General features: G+C 70.0%; 21 protein-coding genes and 1 tRNA gene. 6 read left to right on the top strand and 16 right to left on the bottom strand.

What is annotated here, in order from left to right; translation table 11 throughout:
- Positions 1-58 precede the first annotated feature (58 nt).
- Complete coding sequence (locus AB0C96_RS02685; protein WP_362912905.1) at positions 59-379, bottom strand: hypothetical protein; 321 nt, start codon at positions 377-379, stop codon at positions 59-61.
- 289 nt (positions 380-668) lie between these two features.
- Positions 669-1,079, bottom strand: a complete 411-nt coding sequence (locus tag AB0C96_RS02680) for an ATP-binding protein (protein ID WP_362912903.1) — start codon at positions 1,077-1,079, stop codon at positions 669-671.
- Positions 1,080-1,192: 113 nt separating this feature from the next.
- On the opposite strand from AB0C96_RS02680, the gene AB0C96_RS02675 reads away from it, so the two are divergent.
- Positions 1,193-2,041 (top strand): helix-turn-helix transcriptional regulator, encoded by an 849-nt coding sequence (locus tag AB0C96_RS02675; RefSeq protein WP_362912901.1) that lies wholly within the window; start codon positions 1,193-1,195, stop codon positions 2,039-2,041.
- Positions 2,038-2,217, top strand: coding sequence for a DUF397 domain-containing protein (locus AB0C96_RS02670; RefSeq protein ID WP_362912899.1), 180 nt, complete (start codon positions 2,038-2,040; stop codon positions 2,215-2,217). Before AB0C96_RS02675 ends, AB0C96_RS02670 begins: the two co-directional genes overlap by 4 nt.
- A 51-nt stretch (positions 2,218-2,268) precedes the next feature.
- Here AB0C96_RS02670 and AB0C96_RS02665 read toward each other — a convergent pair whose 3' ends face one another.
- Complete coding sequence (locus AB0C96_RS02665; RefSeq protein ID WP_362912897.1) at positions 2,269-3,189, bottom strand: TIGR03620 family F420-dependent LLM class oxidoreductase; 921 nt, start codon at positions 3,187-3,189, stop codon at positions 2,269-2,271.
- 227 nt (positions 3,190-3,416) lie between these two features.
- On the opposite strand from AB0C96_RS02665, the gene AB0C96_RS02660 reads away from it, so the two are divergent.
- Positions 3,417-4,337, top strand: a complete 921-nt coding sequence (locus AB0C96_RS02660; protein ID WP_362912895.1) for a hypothetical protein — start codon at positions 3,417-3,419, stop codon at positions 4,335-4,337.
- Positions 4,338-4,452: 115 nt separating this feature from the next.
- Here AB0C96_RS02660 and AB0C96_RS02655 read toward each other — a convergent pair whose 3' ends face one another.
- From AB0C96_RS02655 to AB0C96_RS02620, 8 genes are all read right to left on the bottom strand, one after another.
- On the bottom strand, positions 4,453-4,986 hold the full coding sequence (locus AB0C96_RS02655; RefSeq protein WP_362912893.1) for a SigE family RNA polymerase sigma factor: 534 nt from the start codon (positions 4,984-4,986) through the stop codon (positions 4,453-4,455).
- A gap of 138 nt (positions 4,987-5,124) precedes the next feature.
- Complete coding sequence (locus AB0C96_RS02650) at positions 5,125-6,012, bottom strand: DUF2268 domain-containing putative Zn-dependent protease (RefSeq protein ID WP_362912891.1); 888 nt, start codon at positions 6,010-6,012, stop codon at positions 5,125-5,127.
- A 118-nt stretch (positions 6,013-6,130) separates the two neighbouring features.
- On the bottom strand, positions 6,131-7,306 hold the full coding sequence (locus AB0C96_RS02645) for a lipid-transfer protein (protein WP_362912889.1): 1,176 nt from the start codon (positions 7,304-7,306) through the stop codon (positions 6,131-6,133).
- On the bottom strand, positions 7,303-7,794 hold the full coding sequence (locus AB0C96_RS02640; protein ID WP_362912922.1) for a MaoC family dehydratase: 492 nt from the start codon (positions 7,792-7,794) through the stop codon (positions 7,303-7,305). The genes AB0C96_RS02645 and AB0C96_RS02640 overlap by 4 nt, the downstream gene beginning before the upstream one ends.
- A 23-nt stretch (positions 7,795-7,817) precedes the next feature.
- Positions 7,818-8,924 carry an acyl-CoA dehydrogenase family protein gene (locus AB0C96_RS02635; RefSeq protein WP_362912887.1) on the bottom strand — a complete coding sequence of 369 codons (1,107 nt, stop codon included), beginning with the start codon at positions 8,922-8,924 and terminating at the stop codon, positions 7,818-7,820.
- Positions 8,924-9,865 carry an OB-fold domain-containing protein gene (locus AB0C96_RS02630; RefSeq protein ID WP_362912920.1) on the bottom strand — a complete coding sequence of 314 codons (942 nt, stop codon included), beginning with the start codon at positions 9,863-9,865 and terminating at the stop codon, positions 8,924-8,926. The genes AB0C96_RS02635 and AB0C96_RS02630 overlap by 1 nt, the downstream gene beginning before the upstream one ends.
- Positions 9,866-9,882: 17 nt before the next feature.
- Positions 9,883-11,217 (bottom strand): acyl-CoA dehydrogenase family protein, encoded by a 1,335-nt coding sequence (locus AB0C96_RS02625; protein WP_362912885.1) that lies wholly within the window; start codon positions 11,215-11,217, stop codon positions 9,883-9,885.
- A gap of 205 nt (positions 11,218-11,422) precedes the next feature.
- Complete coding sequence (locus AB0C96_RS02620; protein ID WP_362912883.1) at positions 11,423-11,731, bottom strand: hypothetical protein; 309 nt, start codon at positions 11,729-11,731, stop codon at positions 11,423-11,425.
- Positions 11,732-12,347: 616 nt separating this feature from the next.
- Here AB0C96_RS02620 and AB0C96_RS02615 point away from each other — a divergent pair.
- Positions 12,348-13,436 carry a bifunctional DNA primase/polymerase gene (locus tag AB0C96_RS02615; protein WP_362912881.1) on the top strand — a complete coding sequence of 363 codons (1,089 nt, stop codon included), beginning with the start codon at positions 12,348-12,350 and terminating at the stop codon, positions 13,434-13,436.
- Positions 13,437-13,593: 157 nt separating this feature from the next.
- Here AB0C96_RS02615 and AB0C96_RS02610 read toward each other — a convergent pair whose 3' ends face one another.
- Entirely contained in the window at positions 13,594-14,352 is a 759-nt protein-coding gene (locus AB0C96_RS02610) for a class I SAM-dependent methyltransferase (RefSeq protein ID WP_362912879.1), read from the bottom strand.
- A 133-nt stretch (positions 14,353-14,485) separates the two neighbouring features.
- Positions 14,486-14,980 (bottom strand): GNAT family N-acetyltransferase, encoded by a 495-nt coding sequence (locus AB0C96_RS02605; RefSeq protein ID WP_362912877.1) that lies wholly within the window; start codon positions 14,978-14,980, stop codon positions 14,486-14,488.
- An 805-nt stretch (positions 14,981-15,785) separates the two neighbouring features.
- Here AB0C96_RS02605 and AB0C96_RS02600 point away from each other — a divergent pair.
- Both AB0C96_RS02600 and AB0C96_RS02595 read left to right on the top strand, forming a co-directional pair.
- A complete protein-coding gene (locus tag AB0C96_RS02600) occupies positions 15,786-16,277 on the top strand; it encodes a hypothetical protein (protein WP_362912875.1) in 492 nt (163 codons plus the stop codon).
- 32 nt (positions 16,278-16,309) lie between these two features.
- Positions 16,310-16,591 carry a transcriptional regulator gene (locus AB0C96_RS02595; protein WP_362912873.1) on the top strand — a complete coding sequence of 94 codons (282 nt, stop codon included), beginning with the start codon at positions 16,310-16,312 and terminating at the stop codon, positions 16,589-16,591.
- A 112-nt stretch (positions 16,592-16,703) separates the two neighbouring features.
- Here the strand turns inward: AB0C96_RS02595 and AB0C96_RS02590 are convergent, their stop codons facing one another.
- From AB0C96_RS02590 to AB0C96_RS02580, 3 genes are all read right to left on the bottom strand, one after another.
- The gene (locus AB0C96_RS02590) at positions 16,704-16,937 is read right to left on the bottom strand and encodes a hypothetical protein (RefSeq protein WP_362912871.1); all 234 of its coding nucleotides are present in this window, start codon (positions 16,935-16,937) and stop codon (positions 16,704-16,706) included.
- Between the two features lie 138 nt (positions 16,938-17,075).
- Entirely contained in the window at positions 17,076-17,684 is a 609-nt protein-coding gene (locus AB0C96_RS02585) for an NADPH-dependent F420 reductase (protein WP_362912869.1), read from the bottom strand.
- 379 nt (positions 17,685-18,063) lie between these two features.
- A tRNA-Ser gene (locus tag AB0C96_RS02580) sits at positions 18,064-18,150 on the bottom strand.
- Between the last annotated feature and the right edge of the window lie 51 nt (positions 18,151-18,201).

The raw sequence follows: 18,201 nt of genomic DNA, 5'->3' as shown, positions 1-18,201 counted from the left end.
GATCCGACAAACGCTCACCTGCTGACGACTTCGTCTGTCCGGGCCTTGGCACACCCCCTCAACGACCCCCAAAGCCCAAAGTCACCAGTATTGCCTCTAACTCCCGTAAGCCGGCGGCGATTCGGTCACGCCCCTCGGGAAACCTCTTGGCCAACGAACGGATGTCGACGGGAGCGCCCTCGGGCAGCGACTGGATATGGGCTCCGAGCCCGATCGCCACGACCGACAGCTCCCTGTGCTGGGCGAGGTGGTTGCCGACGATCGTGTAGCCCGGCCGCTGGTGTTCGGTGACCTTGCGTACGCCGGCAGATGGGCGGGTGAAGGATCGGCGAACGTCGTACTGGGCGCACGAAGGCGCACTAAACTGCTGCTCAGCCATCAGGAAGGTTCGTTCCTCGGTGGTCAGGCCCTCGACTCGGGATGGCACTCCCGACCGGGGGCCGTCGCATGTTTGCGGTCATATGCGTCTTGCCATTGCCGAGAGTGCACCGGCGAGGACTGCGGAGGCCAGCTCTGCGGGCCCTGATCACCCGAGCGAGTGAGCGAGCCGGTTGGCTCCGGTTGGGTTTGGTGGGTTGGTTCTTTCTACCTGGGGTTTTTTGGTCTTTTAGGACGGCCGGAGGCACCGAAGTCCTGGTCCCCGGCCTCCGGTTGAACGCACTCGGCCCTCACCCCCAGAGCGGCAGATCGAACTCGGCCCAGACCGTCTTGCAGGGAACGGGCCCCTGCCAGGCTCCCCACCGATCGGCGAGCGCGTCCACCAGGATCAGGCCGTGCCCGGATTCCCGTACGCCCGGAGCCTGCTGGACCGGCATTCGGTCACTGCGCGCATCCGTCACCTCGACACGGAGCGTGTCCGCGTCAGACGCCATGGCGAGCCGGAAGTCGCGTCCCCGTACGCGACCGTGTGACGCGGCGTTCGCGGCCAGCTCGGCGACGACCTGAACAGGCACGTCGAAAGCCAGGCCCCAGAGGCGGAGTTGCTCGGTGGCCAGCAACCGCGCGAGGCGGGCGCCCCGGCGGGTGGCGGACAGCTGGACCTTGAAGTGGAGCTTGCGCTCGGCAATTTGCTGATTCATGTCACTCAGCGTGGTCGCGCGTGTTTACGCTGAACAGTGATGACGCAGGTACGCGCGGTGACTGTCCCCTGGGTTGTCCTGGGTTGTCCCCGCTGTCCAGAAGGTGGAAGTGGATGAGTGTTGACGGGGCTGACGAAGCCGGTTGGGACCTCGATCCGGACGACGAATCCAGGGCTGTCGTCGAGGCCGTAGGGCGCCAGCTCAAACTGTGGCGGGAGGCCGCAGGGCTGCGCCCGGCTGAGTTCGCGGAATCCATGGGGTACAGCGACAACCTGATCTACAAGATCGAGCGGGGCGCACGGATCCCCCGCCCGGAGTTCCTCGACAAGGCTGATGAGGTGCTGGGGGCGGCCGGGAAGATCGCCGCGATGAAGAAGGACGTAGAACAGGCCAGGTACCCGAAGAAGGTGCGGGACTTGGCGAAGCTGGAGGCAGCGTCCGTTGAGTTGGGGGCGTACAACAACTCCGTCATCCAGGGGCTACTACAGACGGAGGAGTACACGCGGGCGCTCTTTGGCCTGCGACGCCCGGCCTTCAGCGAGGACCAGCTAGAACGCCGGGTAGCGGCTCGTATGGCCCGGCAGGCCATCTTCGAGCAACAGCCCGCCCCTCTGCTGACATTCGTCCAGGAAGAGGCCACGCTTCGACGTCCGGTCGGGGGCAAGATGGTGTTACGACGACAGCTCGAACACCTTCTCGACATCGGGAAGTTGAGGCACGTCGAGATCCAGGTGATGCCGATGGGGACGGAAGAACACTCCGGCCTCGACGGCTCATTACGCGTACTGAAGCTCAAGGACGGCACGGCGATCGGGCACAACGAAGTGCAGCTCACCAGCCGCCTGATCTCCAACCCCAGGGAGGTCCAGATCCTTGAAATGCGGTATGGGACGATCCGGGCTCAGGCTCTCACTCCACGGGAGTCACTGGCCTTCATCGAGAAACTGCGGGGAGAGACATGACACTGACGTGGATCAAAAGCAGCTACAGCACTGCTGATGGACCGGACTGCATCGAAGTCGCAGCCACCCCCGGCACCATCCACATCCGCGACTCCAAGCACCCCCACGGCCCCCGGCTCCACGTCCGGCCGGCCGCCTGGGCCGACTTCGTCGCGTACGCGACCACGCAGCGCTGACGAGAGGTGCCGGCCAGGCCGCGCGACTGCGGCCCGACCGTCCGGGGCTGGTCACAGCCGCGATAACAGGGCCTCGGCCAGGGTGCGCCACGCGGTGCGCGGGAAGGCGTACGGGTCGTATGGGCCGTGCGGGCCGTCGGTGACGACCTGGAGTGCGATGTGGTCGGCGCCGGCGGCGAAGCGTTCGGCGACGCGGTCGGCGATCCGGTCGGGGGTGCCCCAGGCGAAGAGGGCGTCGATGAGGCGGTCGCTGCCGTGCGCGGCGAGGTCGTCCTCGGTGAATCCGGCGCGCCGCCAGCTGTTGGCGTAGTTCCTGGACCGGGCGAGGTACGGGGCGAGGGCGGCGCGGGCCGTGGCGCGGGCGGTCGACGCGCCGGCGTCCATGACCACGGTCACCGTGGGGGCCAGGAGCGGGCCGTCGCCGATGAGTTTGCGGGTGTGGGCGGTGTGGTCGGGGATCGTCAGGTGCGGGTGGACGCCGGCGGTCCGGGTGGCGGCGAGTCGGGTCATCTTCGGGCCGTGGGCGCCGAGGAAGCGCATCGCCTTGGGGAGCCGCGGAGTTGAGGCGTCGAGCGCGTCGAGATAGGCGCTGAGCGCCGTGTACGGGCGGTGGTAGCGGCTCTCGACCTGTGGGTGGCTCACGCCGAGGCCGAGGAGGAGTCGCGCGCGGTGTCGGGTGGGCAGGGCGTGGTAGGCCGCGGCGAGTGCGGGCGCGGGCTGGTGCCAGATGGACACGCAGGCGGGGGCGATGACGGCGCGGTCGGTTGCCGCGAGCAGTTCGGCCGTCGTGCCGAGGTCGCCACGGGGGTTGCCGCCGGGGTTGCCGCCGAGCCAGAGCGTGTCGTAGCCCAACTCCTCCAGTTCGGCGGCGGCTTCGCGTGCCTCGCCGCGGTCCCCGTGGGTGAAGGCCAGGCTCCAGATGCCGATGCGTCCCACGTACGGGGCGGGTTCCAGGTCCGGGTGCAGGTGCATGGCTCGGGTCTACCGGCGGGGGGACGTGGCCGCGGGCCGGTGGGGTTCCCGTGACCGAATGACGGGTGCATTCGCCCGAAAGGTCGCTCTTGACCGGCGGAGTGTCCGTGGGCCGTCCTGGAAGCGTCTCAGCCGCGTAACCGGCTGAGCACCGTTCGTCAGGGCGCCCGTATCGGGTGGTGAAGGGCTCCGGGGGGTCCGGAGCACCTCACGAGGGGGAGAGATCGATGACACACAAGCGCATGGGGATGATCGCTGCGGCCACTGCGGCCGGGGCGCTGGTGCTCACCGCGTGCGGGGGCAACGGTGCGGGCACCGGCAAGGGCGCCGACGCCGCGGCGAAGACAGCGGCCACCGCGCCGGCCGCCGCGGCGAAGGGCGGCCCCGGCGACCTGAACTTCCTCAGCGGAACGGCGAAGGACCACAACGCCCCGGCGAAGACCGGGGATTGGGCGAACCGGCCGGGGCAGCCGGCGGTGCGGCCGGTCGCGAAGAAGTGGGTGCAGCTGAGCGCGTCCGCGGCGGGGGACCTCGACCCGGTCGTGGTCAACGGTGCGGGCTTCACGCTCTACCGGTTCGACAAGGACACCGCCCACCCCTCGGCGTCGCACTGCAACGGTGACTGCGCGGTCACCTGGCCGCCGGTGGTCGTCGCTCCGGGCGGGAAGATCTTCGTCGACGGGGTCGGGAAGTCCGATGTCGGGGTCGTGCGGCGGGATGACGGGGCGCTACAGGTGACCATCGGCGGGTGGCCGGTGTACCGCTTCAGCAAGGACCTCAAGCCCGGTGACACCAAGGGGCAGGGGGTCGGAGGCACGTGGTTCGGCGTGACGCCTGACGGTGGGAAGGCCGGGCAGTCGACGGGCGGCGGCTCTTCCGACGGCGGTGGGAAGCGCAAGGCGGCCACGAGCGCCGTGCTCTTCGACGACGCCCGCTTCGCGGAGAGCGGGGCGTCACAGGGGCTCGCGGGGCGCGGCTGCCGGAACGTCGCGCGGGACGACGTCGCCTCGTCGATCCAGGCCGCCGGATCGTTGAAGATCTGGTCCGGGCCGAACTGCACGGGGCGGTCGAAGGTCATCGACGGTGATGTCGCCGACCTGAGCGCCATCGGGTTCGACAACGACGTGTCGTCGGTCTTCTTCGGCTGATCGGCGGCCCCCGGGGTCAGCTGATCAATGGCCCTTACGGTCTTCGGCTGATCGGTGGCCTTTACGGTCTTCGGCTGCTCGGTGGCCCCTACGGTCTTCGGCTGATCGATGGCCCTTACGCGATCATGGCCAGCTCCGGGTCCTCCCGGAGTTTGGCCAGGGCGCGGGACACGGCGCTCTTGACCGTGCCGATCGAGACCTCCATGATCTCGGCGGTCTGGGCCTCGCTGAGGTCCTCGTAATACCTGAGGACGACCATGGCCCGCTGGCGGGCGGGCAGCCGCATCACCGCCCGCCACATCGCATCGCGCAGCCCCTCCAGCTCCGCCGGGTCCGGCACGGGCTGCGGGTCCGGCTCGGGGAGCTCGTCGACGGCGAACTCCTCGACCTTCCGCTTCCGCCACTGGGAGGTGCGGGTGTTGATCAGCGCGCGGCGGACGTAGCCGTCCAGCGCGCGGTGGTCCTCGATGCGTTCCCAGGCGACATAGGTCTTGGCCAGCGCCGTCTGGAGCAGGTCCTCGGCGTCGTTCGGATTGGCGGACAGCGACCGCGCGGCGCGCAGCAGGACCGGTCCCCGGGCCCGTACATAGGACGAGAACGACGGGAACACAGCGGCGGTCGAAGCGCTGGTGCACACAGGCGTGGTCATGGGTTCCACGCTAGAAGCGCGGGGGGTCCCGGGGGATCGGTCCAAGGTGCCGAAGCGGCATCCGTCTCAAGGCGTACGGGCCGGGGCCGCCGCACCTCCTCTGGGGGGATGGGTGGGGACGGTCCCCTAGGGGCGGGGTCATGCACCGGTCGGCACGCCGGCGTTGACGAGGATCTCGCGCGCCGACAGGGCGACGCTCTGGGCGGCGGTCAGCCCGGAGGCCGCCAGGTGGGCGTCCACGATCCGCAGTCCGACCGCGTACCCGGCGAAGTCCGGCAGCCCCACGGGCCGGTGCCCCATCATCTGCGCGGTGGCGTCGCCGAAGACGTACCCGGTCAGGTTCTGCATGCCGGCCACGTCGATGTCCGCGGTGATCTTCCCGTAGGCGCGGTCCAGTTCGGCACCGGTCAGGCCCGTCGCCCACGGGCCCATGGCCTGCTCGCCGGCCAGCTCCCGCACGAACGCCTCGGCCAGTCCCTCGGCGACGACGTGTTCCCCCACCGTGACGGCCATCGGGTTCCAGGCCACGTTCGCGTAGCGCACGTTGTGGTGCAGCTCGTGCGCGGCGGCGTGGTCGATCTTCTTCAGGCTCGTCTCGGTCGGCCACATCAGCAGGTAGATCGTGCCCGGGATGCCGCCCATACCGAGGTAGCCGGCGCTGCGGACCGTCAGGTGCTCGTCGTCGGGGTCGCCGAGCACCACGACGACGTGCACGGTCTCGGCGTGCTCGGCATCGGGCACCGCACCGCTGATCCGCTCCCATGCGGCGGCGAGGGAGTCCTCGATCCGGTGCCACACCCCGGCGTCCTGCATCTGACGCACGGCGGGCAGGTACCGCGGTTCCTCGCGGTCGAGTCGGAAGCCACTGCCCTGTCGGTGCGTCTGGACCGGGTCCATGCCACCCACCGTGGACATCATGCTCTGGAGGGGGCTGAGCATGTCTCGTAGGGCATCGGGCCGTTCCTCCAGCGGTCGCTGGAGGAGGTCGATCATGGCGGACGCCGTGTCGTGAACAACGATCTTCATGGCTCGGGACCGTAGGGCCTCCTGTTACCGGAGGGTCAAGCACCGCGGCGGTCGGTCGGCTGCCGACGGGGCCCGCGGCCGATCCGCTACCGGCTACCGCCACAGTGCCCGCGGCCGATCAGGCGCCCCCACCGTCCCGGCTCAGGATCAACCCCGACGTCGGCACCCCCGTCCCCGCCGTGACCAGCACATGGGCCGCGTCCGGGGACTGGTTCACGGAGGTGCCGCGCAGTTGGCGCACGGCCTCGGCGATGCCGTTCATGCCGTGCAGGTAGGCCTCGCCGAGCTGCCCGCCGTGGGTGTTCAGGGGGAGGGTGTCCGCCGCGACCAGGTCGGCGGCCTCGCCGGGCGCGCAGAAGCCGAACTCCTCCAACTGCATCAGAACGAACGGGGTGAAGTGGTCGTAGAGGATGGCGACGTCGATGTCGGCGGGGGTGAGGCGGGAGGTGCGCCAGAGCTGGTGGGCGACCACGTTCATCTCCGGCAGGCCGGACAGGTCGTCGCGGTAGAAGCTGGTCATCTGCTCCTGGGCCCGGCCGGCGCCCTGGGCCGCGGCGGTGATCAGGGCGGGCGGGCGGCGGAGGTCACGGGCCCGCTCGGGGGACGTCACGACGAGCGCCTGGCCGCCGTCGGTCTCCTGGCAGCAGTCCAGCAGCCGCAGCGGTTCGACGATCCAGCGGGAGGCGGCGTGGTCGGCCAGGGTGATGGGCTTGCCGTGGAAGTACGCGGCCGGGTTGCGGGCGGCGTGGCGACGATCGGTGACGGCGACCCGACCGAAGGCCTCCGGGGTCAGGCCGTAGGTGTGGAGGTAGCGCTGCGCGGCCATGGCGACCCAGGAGGCGGGGGTGAGCAGCCCGAAGGGGAGGTTCCAACCGAGGGCCGCGCCTTCGGCGGACGGCTCGCGGTGCTGGACGCCGGAACCGAAGCGGCGGCCCGAACGTTCGTTGAACGCGCGGTAGCAGACGACGACTTCGGCGATGCCGGTGGCCACGGCCAGGGCCGCCTGCTGGACGGTGGCGCAGGCCGCGCCGCCGCCGTAGTGGATACGGGAGAAGAAGGACAGCTCCCCGATGCCGGCTGCCTGCGCGAGCGTGATCTCGGGGGTGGTGTCCATGGTGAAGGTGACGAGGCCGTCGACGTCGGCCGGGGCCAGCCCGGCGTCGTCGAGGGCGGCGTGCACGGCTTCGACGGCGAGCTTCAGTTCGCTGCGGCCGGAGTCCTTGGAGAACTCCGTCGCACCGATACCGACGAGGGCGGCCCGGCCGCCGAGGGTGTCGGGTCGACGGAGGCTCATGGGGTGGCCTCGGGGCGGGGGCCGGCGGCGTCGGTGTCGGTGTCGGTGTCAGGGTCGGTTCCGGTGTCAGGGTCGGTTCCGGTGTCAGGGTCGGTTCCGGTGTCGGTTCCGGTGAGAGTGAGGGTGACGGTCCCGGTGACGTGGTTGCCGAGCCCGTTCCTCCCGGTGATCGTCAGCTGGGCCGTATCCCCGTCGAGGGCGGTGACGGTACCGCTCAACACCATGGTGTCTCCTGGGTAGTTGGGCACACCGAGCCGTATCGCGACCCTGCGCAGGACGGCGGTGGGGCCGAAGTGGTCGGTGACGTAGCGGCCGACGAGCCCATTGGTGGTGAGGATGTTCATGAAGATGTCGGGCGCGCCCTTCTCCCTGGCGAGTTCGGCGTCGTGGTGCACGTCCTGGTAGTCGCGGGAGGCGATCGCTCCGGCGACGATCAGAGTGCGGGTGAGGGGGACCACCAGCGGCGGCAGTCGGTCACCTACCCGGATACGGCCAGTGGGCTCTGCGATCGTCATGCCCGGTCCTCCCCGACCAGCAAGTCACCCAGTTCTTCCAGGAGTTGTGCACCGGGTCCGAGGTGGGCGTCGAGTTGCCGGCCCCAGAGGAAGTGCCGGTGGACGGGGTGGTCGACGTCGGCACCGATCCCGCCGTGCAGATGTTGGCCGCTGTGCACCACGCGCGCCCCCGCCTCCGACGCCCACCAGGCGGCGGTCAGCGCATGCTCGGCGCAGGGCAGCCGCTCGTCGTACCGCCAGGCGGCCTCGTAGGCGGTGACCCGTATCGCCTCGGTGTCCATGTGCGCGTCGGCCGCCCGGAGCAGCACGCCCTGGTTGGCGGAGAGCGGACGGCCGAACTGTTCGCGGGTGGTGGTGTGCGACACCGCGCGGGCCAGCGAGCCGGCGCAGACCCCGGCCTGGAGCGCGGTGAACGCGATCCGGGACAGGGCGAGCACGTCCTCGTAGGCCCCCTCGCCCCCGAGCCGCTCGCCGCCGGCCCCGTCCAGCACCAGCCTCCCGGCGGACCAGGGCGCGGTGGTCTCGACGGGGTCGACCCGCGCCTCCGCGACCGGTACCAGCCACAGCGCCCGGTCCTCGTCCGCCACCAGCACATGCGTGGCGTCCCGCAGCCACGGCACCACGGGAACGGTCCCGGTCAGCCGCCCCCACCCCGAGGCCGGTACGCCCCCGGAGGCCGGTACGCCGCCGGAAGCCCGTACACCTCCGGCACCGCCGGCGCCTCCGGCACCGCCGGAGGCCCGGACGCTGGAACGGAGGAGGACCCCGGTGGCCACCGCCGTCCCGTCGTACAGCGCGGGGAGCAACCGTGCGCGTTGTTCCTCCGTACCGTGCCGGGCGACGGTCAGCACTCCGTACGCACAGGTCGCCGCGAACGGCACCTGGGCCGTGGTCCGCCCCTGCTCCTCCAGGGCGAGGGCCAGCGCGAGCAGGCCGGTCTCCCCGACCGCCGCGGGCAGCCCGGCGGTGCACAGCGCCTTCCACAGCTCGGTGTCGGTGCCCGTCCCCGCGGCGGTGAGCCGCTCGGGCGTCGACAGGTCGCCGAAGATCTGCCCCGCCAGTTCACGCACGGCGGTCTGCTCCTCGGTAGGCGTGAAGTCCATCAGCCCACACCCCCCGCGACGCCCTGTACGGGAGCGAACACCGGCAGCTCCAACTCCCCGTCCACCCGAAGGAATTCGAGCCGAACCGGCATACCGATCCGCACCTCGTCGCACGGCACGCCCACCACGTTGCTGACGATCCGCACGCCCTCGGCCAGCTCGATCAACGCCACCGCGTACGGCGGATCGAAGGCCGGGAACGGCGGATGGTGCATGACCACGTACGAGAAGACGGTGCCCACTCCGCACGACTCGACCGCGTCCCACTGCGCCGATCCACAGCCGTTGCAGCCGGGCAGCCAGGGGAAGCGCAGCGTGCCACAGCCGCCGCACCGCTGGATCAGGAGCCGGTGATCGGCCACCCCCGCCCAGAACCCCGCATTGTCCCGGTTGATCACCGGACGGGGGCGCTCGCCCTTCGGAGGCCGCCGCGCAGGGGCGTACTTGAGAATCCGGAAGCGGTGCGTGCCCGCCGGCTCCTCGTTCGCCCGGATGTCCATCCGCGTGGTGACGAAGTGCCCCGTCCCCAGCTTGGTCGTCTTGCGTTCCGACACCGATTCGATCACCGCGTCGAAGGTGATCTCGTCGCCCGGCCGCAGCGGCCGCAGATACTCCTGCTCGCAGTCCGTCGCGACCACCGAGGTGTAGCCCGCGTCGTCGAGCAGCCCGGACAGCTCGTCGTACGCGGACGAACGGTCGGTGTGCCGGGACAGGCCGCTCATCGTCCAGGCCTGGAGCATCGTCGGCGGCGCGACGGCGTCCGGTCCGTCGTACGCCGGGTTCGCGTCGCCCATCGCCTCGCACCAGTGCCGGATCATCGGCAGGTTGACCGGGTCCTTGCCGACGCCGACGGTGCCGGTGGGCCTGCCCTCGTACGCCTTCAACCGCTGGAAGAACTCACCCGCACCACGCGCACCAGGGCTCCCGTCGCTGCCGCCCACGTCCGCCCCCGGCCCGCTCACCGTTGCCCCCTCCGCGTCCCCGACCTCGTCCCCGACCTCGTCCCCGGCCCCATCCCCAGACGCATCGTCGCGACGATCTCCCGCTGGACCTCGCTCACTCCGCCCCCGAAGGTGTTGATCTGTGCGGCGCGATTCATCCGCTCCAACTCGCCGTCCCCGAAGGCGCCCGGCGAACCGGCCCGCACCAGGGCGGTATCGCCGACCACCTCCTGACACATCCGGTAGACCTCGACGGCGCTCTCCGTGCCCGCGAACTTGACGCCGCTGGCGTCCCCGGGGCTGAGCGTGCCGGCGCCCACATCGCCCACCAACCGCCAGTTCAGCAGCCGGGTGGCGGCCAGCCGGGCGTGCGCCTCGGCGAGCCGGGACCGCACCCAGGGGCGGTCCGCCGGGCGCTCGCCGGTCGCCGGATCCGGCGTACGGGCGTACCCCAGCGCCGCCTCGAAGGCGTCCTCGGCCTGCATCCCGATCGCCGCCAAGGCCACCCGCTCGTGGTTGAGCTGATTGGTGATCAGCTTCCAGCCGGCGTTCTCCTCGCCGACGAGGTTTCCGGCCGGGACGCGCACCCCGTCGTAGTACGTGGCGGTGGTCGTCAGCCCGCCCACCGTCTCGATCGGCGTCCAGGAGAATCCGAGCGCGTCGGTCGGCACGAGGAGGATCGAGATGCCCTTGTGCTTGGGAGCGTCGGGGTCGGTCCGACAGGCCAGCCAGATCCAGTCGGCCTGGTGGGCGTTGCTGGTGAACGACTTGGCACCGTCGATCAGCCAGTGGTCGCCCTCGTCGTCCGACACCCGCACCGCGCGGGTGCGGAGCGCGGCGAGGTCGGTACCGGCCTCCGGTTCCGTGTAGCCGATCGCGAAGACGATCTCGCCGCTCAGGATGCGCGGCAGGAAGAAGTCCTTCTGCTGCTGGGTGCCGTACTTCATGAGGGTCGGGCCGACGGTGTTGAGGGTGACCATCGAGACCGGGGCGCCGGCGCGGTACGCCTCGTCGAAGAAGACGAACTGCTCATCGGGGCCGCGACCCTGTCCGCCGTACGCGGTCGGCCACCCCAGACCCAGCAGGCCGTCGGCGCCGATACGGCGCAGCACCGCACGCCGCGCCGCGGGATCGTCGACGACACCGGGCCGACTCGGACCGCGATCCGGGCCCGGACCGCCATCGGAGCTCGGACCGCGATCCGTCGAGTTCGGACTCCGATCCGGGCTCGGACTCCGATCCGGGCTCGGACTCCGATTCGGGCTCGGACTCCGATTCGCCAGCAACGCCTTGAAGTAGGAACGGAGTTCGGCGCGGAGTTGCTCCTGGCGTGCGGTGGGGGCGAGGTGCACGCGGCGGCCTCCCCTTCTGGTGGCCGTACGTCCGGTGCGCGGGATTCCGGGCGTACGAACGAGCGAGCAGGTTTCTGACTGTCCGTCAGAAACCCGCTCGCTGTCAAGGTCGGCGCAGTGAACCCCAGAGCAGCCCCACTGCTCTCCGCGCCGACCCCGACACATCACCTGTCGGTCGACCGCCACTCCCCACGGCGGCTCCGGGTCAGCCGATGTTGTTCCCGAAGCCGACCGAGGTGTTGTCCTGGTCGATGGCGGTCCACCCGGAGCCGTTCACGCTCGCGGTGTTGTTCTGGTTGGAGGCGCCGGCGCCGTTGGCAACCTGCTGACCGGTGGTCGAGTTGCCGTGGTTGTCGTGGCCGATGACAGTCCCGCCCTGGCTCGTAGCAGCCGAGCTCGAACCATGGTCCGCAAAGCCGCCGTTATCGGCCTGCGCCACACCGGAAAGCAGCGCGAGCGCAAAGGGCAGCGCGGCGGCCACGGCAAAGACGCGGGCTGTACGGGTGCTTGCCATGTCTATTCCTCCTACGGAACACAGACTCTGGATCTGTTCTGCTGGGGGTTGGAGCTGTTCTGCTGGGGGTTGGAGCCGTTCCGCTGGAGATCCGTTCTGCCGGAACCGCTCGTCCGAAACGACCGGAACTGCCGGATCGACGTACAGGCCCCGCACTCTCACGCGCTCTCACGCGACACGCGCCCTCAACGCACGCCTGTCACGCGTCTCACGCGCTTGCCGAACCTGCTCCCCCGACCCGCCCATCTCGCTCATCACGCTCCGGATTGCACGAACTCCACGAACTCCACGAACTCCACGAACCCTGCTCCTCCATCGGGCAGTTGGCCGACCACCACGATGCTTGCCACGACGCCGCGACCTCAGGATTGCCCACCGAATCCCCGGCGAACCCGCCACGATGGGGCGATTCCCTCGCAAGCATGAGGAACCCCGGGTAAACCCCTGCCACACCACAGCACCCCCTGAACACCCCCCGCACCTGCGTCACCACCCACCGGAACCCTTCGCCCGCAAGGGTTACCGACTCCATCCACCTGACCGACCGACCCGGCGCACGGGCCACCCCTACACGCACCCCCTTCCCTTCGTCGAACATTCGTACGAAAATGGAGCCATGGCCATGCACCGACGCCATGCCGAAACACCGACCGCACCCCGGCCCGACCAGCGGTCCGACCAGCGGTCCGCGCACCTTGGCGATGCCCACCCGGATGCCCCCACGGCAGACCCCTCAGAGAAGGCCCCCACCACCCAAACCGCTCCAACCACCCCAACGGCCCCAACCGCACCCACCACCCCAACCGCCCTCCCCACCGACCCGCACTCCGCCGCGCTCGCCCACGCCCTGCGCGCCGCCGAGCGCGGCTACCCGGTCATCCCGCTGACCCGCAGCAAACTCCCCGCCGTAAGGTCCCCGCACCCCGGCCACCCCGAGGTCCCGCCCTGCCGCGGCGGATGCGGCCGCATCGGACACGGCGTCCATGACGCGAGCACTGACCCGCTCATGATTCGCAGGCTGTTCGCCGCCGCGCCGTGGGCCACCGGTTACGGCCTCGCCTGCGGGCTGCCCCCGCACCACCTCATCGGCGTCGACCTCGACACCAAGAACGGCGCCGACGGCCTCACGGCCCTCCGGTTCCTCGCCGAGCAGCACGACTTCGTGATCCCGCCGACCGTGGTCGTCCGCACGCCCAGCGGCGGTCGCCACCTCTGGTTCACCGGCCCGCCGTCCCCGCCCGTCCCCAACTCGGTCGGCCGGCTCGCCCCCGGCATCGACGTCCGCGGTGCGGGTGGCTATCTGGTCGGCCCCGGCTCGCTCACCACCCGCGGCCGCTACGTCCTCGCACCGGACGGACCGGACTCCCCCGCCCCCGTACCGAACGCCCTCCTCGCCCTGCTCACGCCCCCGCATTCACCCCCACTCGCTCACCGCCCGGCCCCGCCCACATCCCCACCCCTGCCCACATCCCCTTCCACGCCCCCGTCCGCCGTCCCGCCCCAGCAGGCCGCGGCCCTCGTCCGCTTCGTACGCACCTCACCGGACGGCCAGCGCAATGCCCGCCTGTTCTGGGCGGCCTGCCGCGCCTACGAATCCGGCCTGGGCCAGGAACTCGCCGCCAGGCTGGTAGAGGCCGCCTGCCATGCCGGCCTGCCCGAAGGCGAGGCACGAGCGACGATCGCCTCCGCAGCCCACCGCCGCTAGTCCAACTCCCCATCCCCCTAAGCCCACTTACCCCCTCCCTCCCACCCCCTCCCTCCCTCCCACCCACTCGCTCACTCCCACTCGCTCACTCCCACTCGCTCACTCCCACTCGCTCACTCCCACCCTCCCTCCCACCCACTCCGACTCTGCTGCCTCCCTACCGCTTCCGCGCCTCGATCAGGAACCGCGTCGTATGCGCCACGAACGGCCCGTCCCTCCGGATCAACGCGTCCAACTCCCGCAACCGCTCCCGGTACTGCTCCACGGTGAACCCCGGGACCATCCACACGACCTTCCGCAGGAAGTAGACGACCGCCCCGATGTCGAAGAACTCGGTCCGCAGTGACTCGGCACGCAGGTCGACGACCTCCAGCCCGGCCGCCTCCGCAGCCCGGCGCGCGTCTTCGGGATGGCGGGCCCGCCGCACTTCCTCCGGCTGCGGCCCCAGGAAGTACTCCACCAGCTCGAACACGCTCGCCGGACCGACCTGCTGGGAGAAGTACGTTCCGCCGGGCGTGAGCACCCGGGCGATCTCCTCCCACCACACGGTCACTGGATGACGACTCGTCACCAGATCGAAGGCCGCATCGCCGAACGGCAGCGGCGGCTCATCCGCATCGGCCACCACCACCGCGCCGAGCGGATGCAGCAGCGAGGTGGCCTTGGCCACGTTCGGCTGCCAGGACTCGGTGGCCACCATCACCGGCGGCAGCTTCGCCGCACCCGCGAGCACCTCTCCGCCGCCCGTCTGGATGTCCAGCGCCGCCGACGCCCGCGCCAGCCGCTCCGACATCGCCCGCTGATACCCCCACGAGGGCCGCTCCTCCGTGGCCCGCCCCTCCAACCACGAGAAGTCCCAGCCCTCGACCGATACGGCCTCGGCCTCCGCCACCAATTCCTCAAACGATCGCGCCATACACACCACGATCACCACAGTCCCCACGCCCCGCCAGCGCTTTTCCCCGGCCAGCCCCTATAGCCCCCACAGGGCACCGAGCCACAGGGCCACAGGGCCACTCAAGAGTCCCCAGTCCCCAGTCCCCCACCCCTCAGGCCACACCAGCCCCCGTCAGATCAAAGGTGAACTCCGGCCGGTCCCACATGACCGCCGGCGGATTGGCCGGCACCACACCGCTGGGGCGAGCGCCCATGTTGCGGTAGAAGCCCTCGGCAGGCGGATGGGAGACCACCCGCACCCGGTCGAGCCCGCCGCGTCGCGCCTCACCCCTCATGTGGTCGATCAGCCGACGCCCGATCCCGTACCCCTGCGCGCTGTCCGCAACAAACATCAGGTCGAGTTCGGCGGTCTCGACGACGAGCGAATAGAACCCCAGAATCCGCTCCGGCCCTCCGTCGCCCTCATCACACACCGCGACAAACACCTCATGCACCGCAATGTAGTCCGGCCCCACCCGATATCCGTCGACCATCGCGGAATATTGCCCCGCATACGCTCCGGATTTCCGCACCAGCCGGGTGAGCCGCCGGGCATCCCGCCCCTCGGCCCGCCGAATCACCACATCGCCCCGATGCGCCGCAGCCACGTTCCCCGCCCTACGAGCACCCACAAAACCACCACTCACAAAACCACCACTCACAAAACCGCATCCCCGCCAGACAAAAGCATCGCACAGCCGGGGCCCGAAAACCCCTCCCCTCCTGGCGTCAGCCAGTCGGCACCCCACCCCTCATCCGGGAACGGAACCCGGAGCCGATCCCAGGACTTCTCCGCGGCCACCCGTCCGCCTGCGCTCCCGAGAAGCCAATAACGCGCTGCCAGTTGGTGTACGACGCGACGCGCGATGCCAGTGATATTGGAACCCAAAAGGTTGCTCCATATCTGAAGCTGTCTCACGCTCGCATGGAAACGATCAGCAATGACAGCCAGCATGTCACCCGTCACCACGCTGTAATACCTGTCACGTGTTGACTATTGAGTGCCCATGACACCCACGCCAGAAGCGCACCCCTCCCCGCCCCGCACGTTTTCCCGAACGCGCCCAAATATGACGGGACGCCTCCCCACAGCCCCGCAGCCCCGCCAAGCAAAAGAAACAAATGAAACCGGTTGGGCCGGCTTGCCGCCAGGTCGATCGGGTGCCAAACCGGCTGCACCCAAACCGGCTGCACCCAACCCGCCAGGCACTTCACCGACCTCCGCGGAGGCCGTGGGACTCGAACCCACGGCGACACCATGACGTCGCCACCGAGCGCGCAGGCACGGCAGCCGCCGCCCCGACCTGCCACGTCGCCGCGCCGGAGGGACGCCGTCCCGGCGCGAGGCAGACACTTTCCATAGCGGAAAATCGAGACTTGCCGCATCGGAAACACACAGCTACTGTTTCCGACATGGAAAGCAACGCCGTCCGCCCGACCCCGCAGCAGGCCCGCGCCGCCCTGGCCGAGCTCGAACACGTCCAGGCCTCCACCGCCGCCCTGTCCGCCACCCCGTGGCCGCGCTGGTTCGCCGTCGCCCTCACGCTGTACATCGCCGCAATCCCACTGGTTTTCGGCGGTATGACGGCAAGTCCTGAGTGGCTGCTACCGAAGCTCGCCTGGACCGCCATCATGGTGATCGCCACCGCGGGCTACTTGGCGCTGTTCGCCTTCGCCGCCGCCGACTGGCGCAAGAAGACCGGCGTGGCGCTGCGCCTGGACGTACTGCCCAAGCGGGCCACGCTGCCGCTGATGATCGGGCTGCCGACGCTGCTGGTCGGGCCGGCGGTGGCCTTCCGCAGCACCGGACAGCCCGTCTGGCTGTTCGCCGCCTCCGGCATCGGTGCCGCGGTGTCCATCGCCTTCCACCTCGCCTTCGTCCGCCTGCACCGGCAGGGCTCGTGAACCCCGGCACGCGTGACAGCGCAATCGACCCGATGGACGGCTTCGATGCCACCATCCACGCCCCGAACCGGCTGCGCGTCTGCGCTCTGCTCGACACCGCCGGCGAAGCCGAGTTCGCGGTGGTGCAAAAGCAACTCGACGTCTCCGCCTCGGTGTTGAGCAAGCACGTCACGGTGCTGATGGAGGCCGGATATGTCGAGCAGCGCAAGGCCGTGCGCGACACCCGCCAGCGCGTGTGGCTGCGCCTGACCGGCGAAGGACGACGGGCCTACCAGGCGCATCTTGCCGCCCTCCGCGCCATCGTCGGACCGTAGGGTTGCGTCGCGTTGCGTTTCGTTGCCGACAATGACGCCCTTGGGTGCCCCCACCGGACGCCTAAGCCACCAGGAGCGACGAGGCGACGACCACCTGCGCGGGGGACCTACGTCACCCCTTGTCCTTCTTCACTTTGTACAGCGCGAGATCCCTGTTCACGAACAGTTGCACATGGCCGCAGTCCCAGCAGATCAGCCCGGTCGCCGACTCGTTCGCCCAGCCGAAGTTCATGAACTCCATGCCGGTGCTGTTGAGTTTCACCTCACGGTCCCGAAACTGATCGCCCTGGCAGAAAGTGCACTTGACCCACACATTCCCGACAGCCGCACGTACAGGCTTGGCCACACCCTCACCTCTCCCAAGAACAACCGGAGTGGCGCAACCGTCTCGCACACACCGCGCGGTGGTCAGCATAGTCAGGGCACCGAATCGGGCCGTGAGCTGGAGGGACCGCAGACCGTGCTCGCTCGGGGCGTGGCGGGTTCAGAGGGCGGTCAGTGCGGTGTGTGGGCCGCTCAGTGGGCCGCCGGTTTCGAATAGGGGTCCGCCTTCGGCGAGTGTTCCGGTGTCGATTGCCTGGAAGCCGGAGCTGTTGGCGAGTTCGGCGACTTTCCGTTTGGCTTCGGGGTCGTCGCCGGCGAGCAGGACGACGCGGCGTGCGCCGTTCACGGCGGGGTCCTTGGCGAGGACTTGCGCCGGGTAGGTGTTGAAGCCTTTCACCAAGCGGGCGCCCGGCACGAGTGAGGCGACGATCTCGCTGGTGTGTCGGCCGCCGGTGTCGACCCGTTCCAGGCCGTCGGCCGTCTCCCGGTTGGGGTTGATCGGGTCGAGGACGACCCGGCCGTCCCAGGAGGAGACCAGGGCCACCGCGTCCTCCTTCTGGTCCCATCGGACGGCCAGGGCGACGACGTCGCCGAAGTCGGCCGCTTCCTGCGGTGTTCCGGCCGTCGCGTTCTCGCCGAGTTCGCCGACGAGCGGGGCGAGGGTCTGCGGGCCGCGGGAGTTCGCCAGCATCACGGAGTGCCCCGCCCGGGTGAAGTGCCGGGCCAGGGCAGTGCCGACACGGCCGGCCCCGATGATTCCTACTCTCATGAGTTCACCGTCGCACGCGCTCCGGGCTGCTGCTTCCCGGCCGGGGCCAGCCGGGTTTCATGGGTGGGCGCGGAGGAATGTGCTGGTCACGTGGAAGATCTGCGTGCTGTTGCGATGGCGTCGCCTTGTGCTCGGCGTAGTCGTCCACCTGGGCGTCGTACACCCCGCGAGGCTGCCGGCACAGAGCACCGAACGCCCCGCCACGTCCAGGCTGGGCTGGGCTGGGCTGGGTCAGGCCCTCAGCGCGTGCCAGATCGGTGCCGGACGGGACGGTAAAGCGCGGTCAGGAACGGTCAGCCCCCGATGCACGACAACCGGGAACGGAGAAGGCCCCCGACCGGGATTTCCCGGTCAGGGGCCGCTCTCAGTACTTCACCTGCGGAGGCTGTGGGATTTGAACCCACGGTGACGTTGCCGCCACGACAGTTTTCAAGACTGTTCCCTTAGGCCGCTCGGGCAAGCCTCCCCGCGGCACCGGCGCGTGCGTGACGCGGGTGTCGCGGGATCAGACTAGCGC

Source organism: Streptomyces sp. NPDC048506, from assembly GCF_040651315.1.
Taxonomy (GTDB): Bacteria; Actinomycetota; Actinomycetes; order Streptomycetales; family Streptomycetaceae; genus Streptomyces.
The sequence above is the reverse complement of the archived record's forward strand: the minus strand, read 5'-3'. Positions and strand labels throughout refer to the sequence as shown.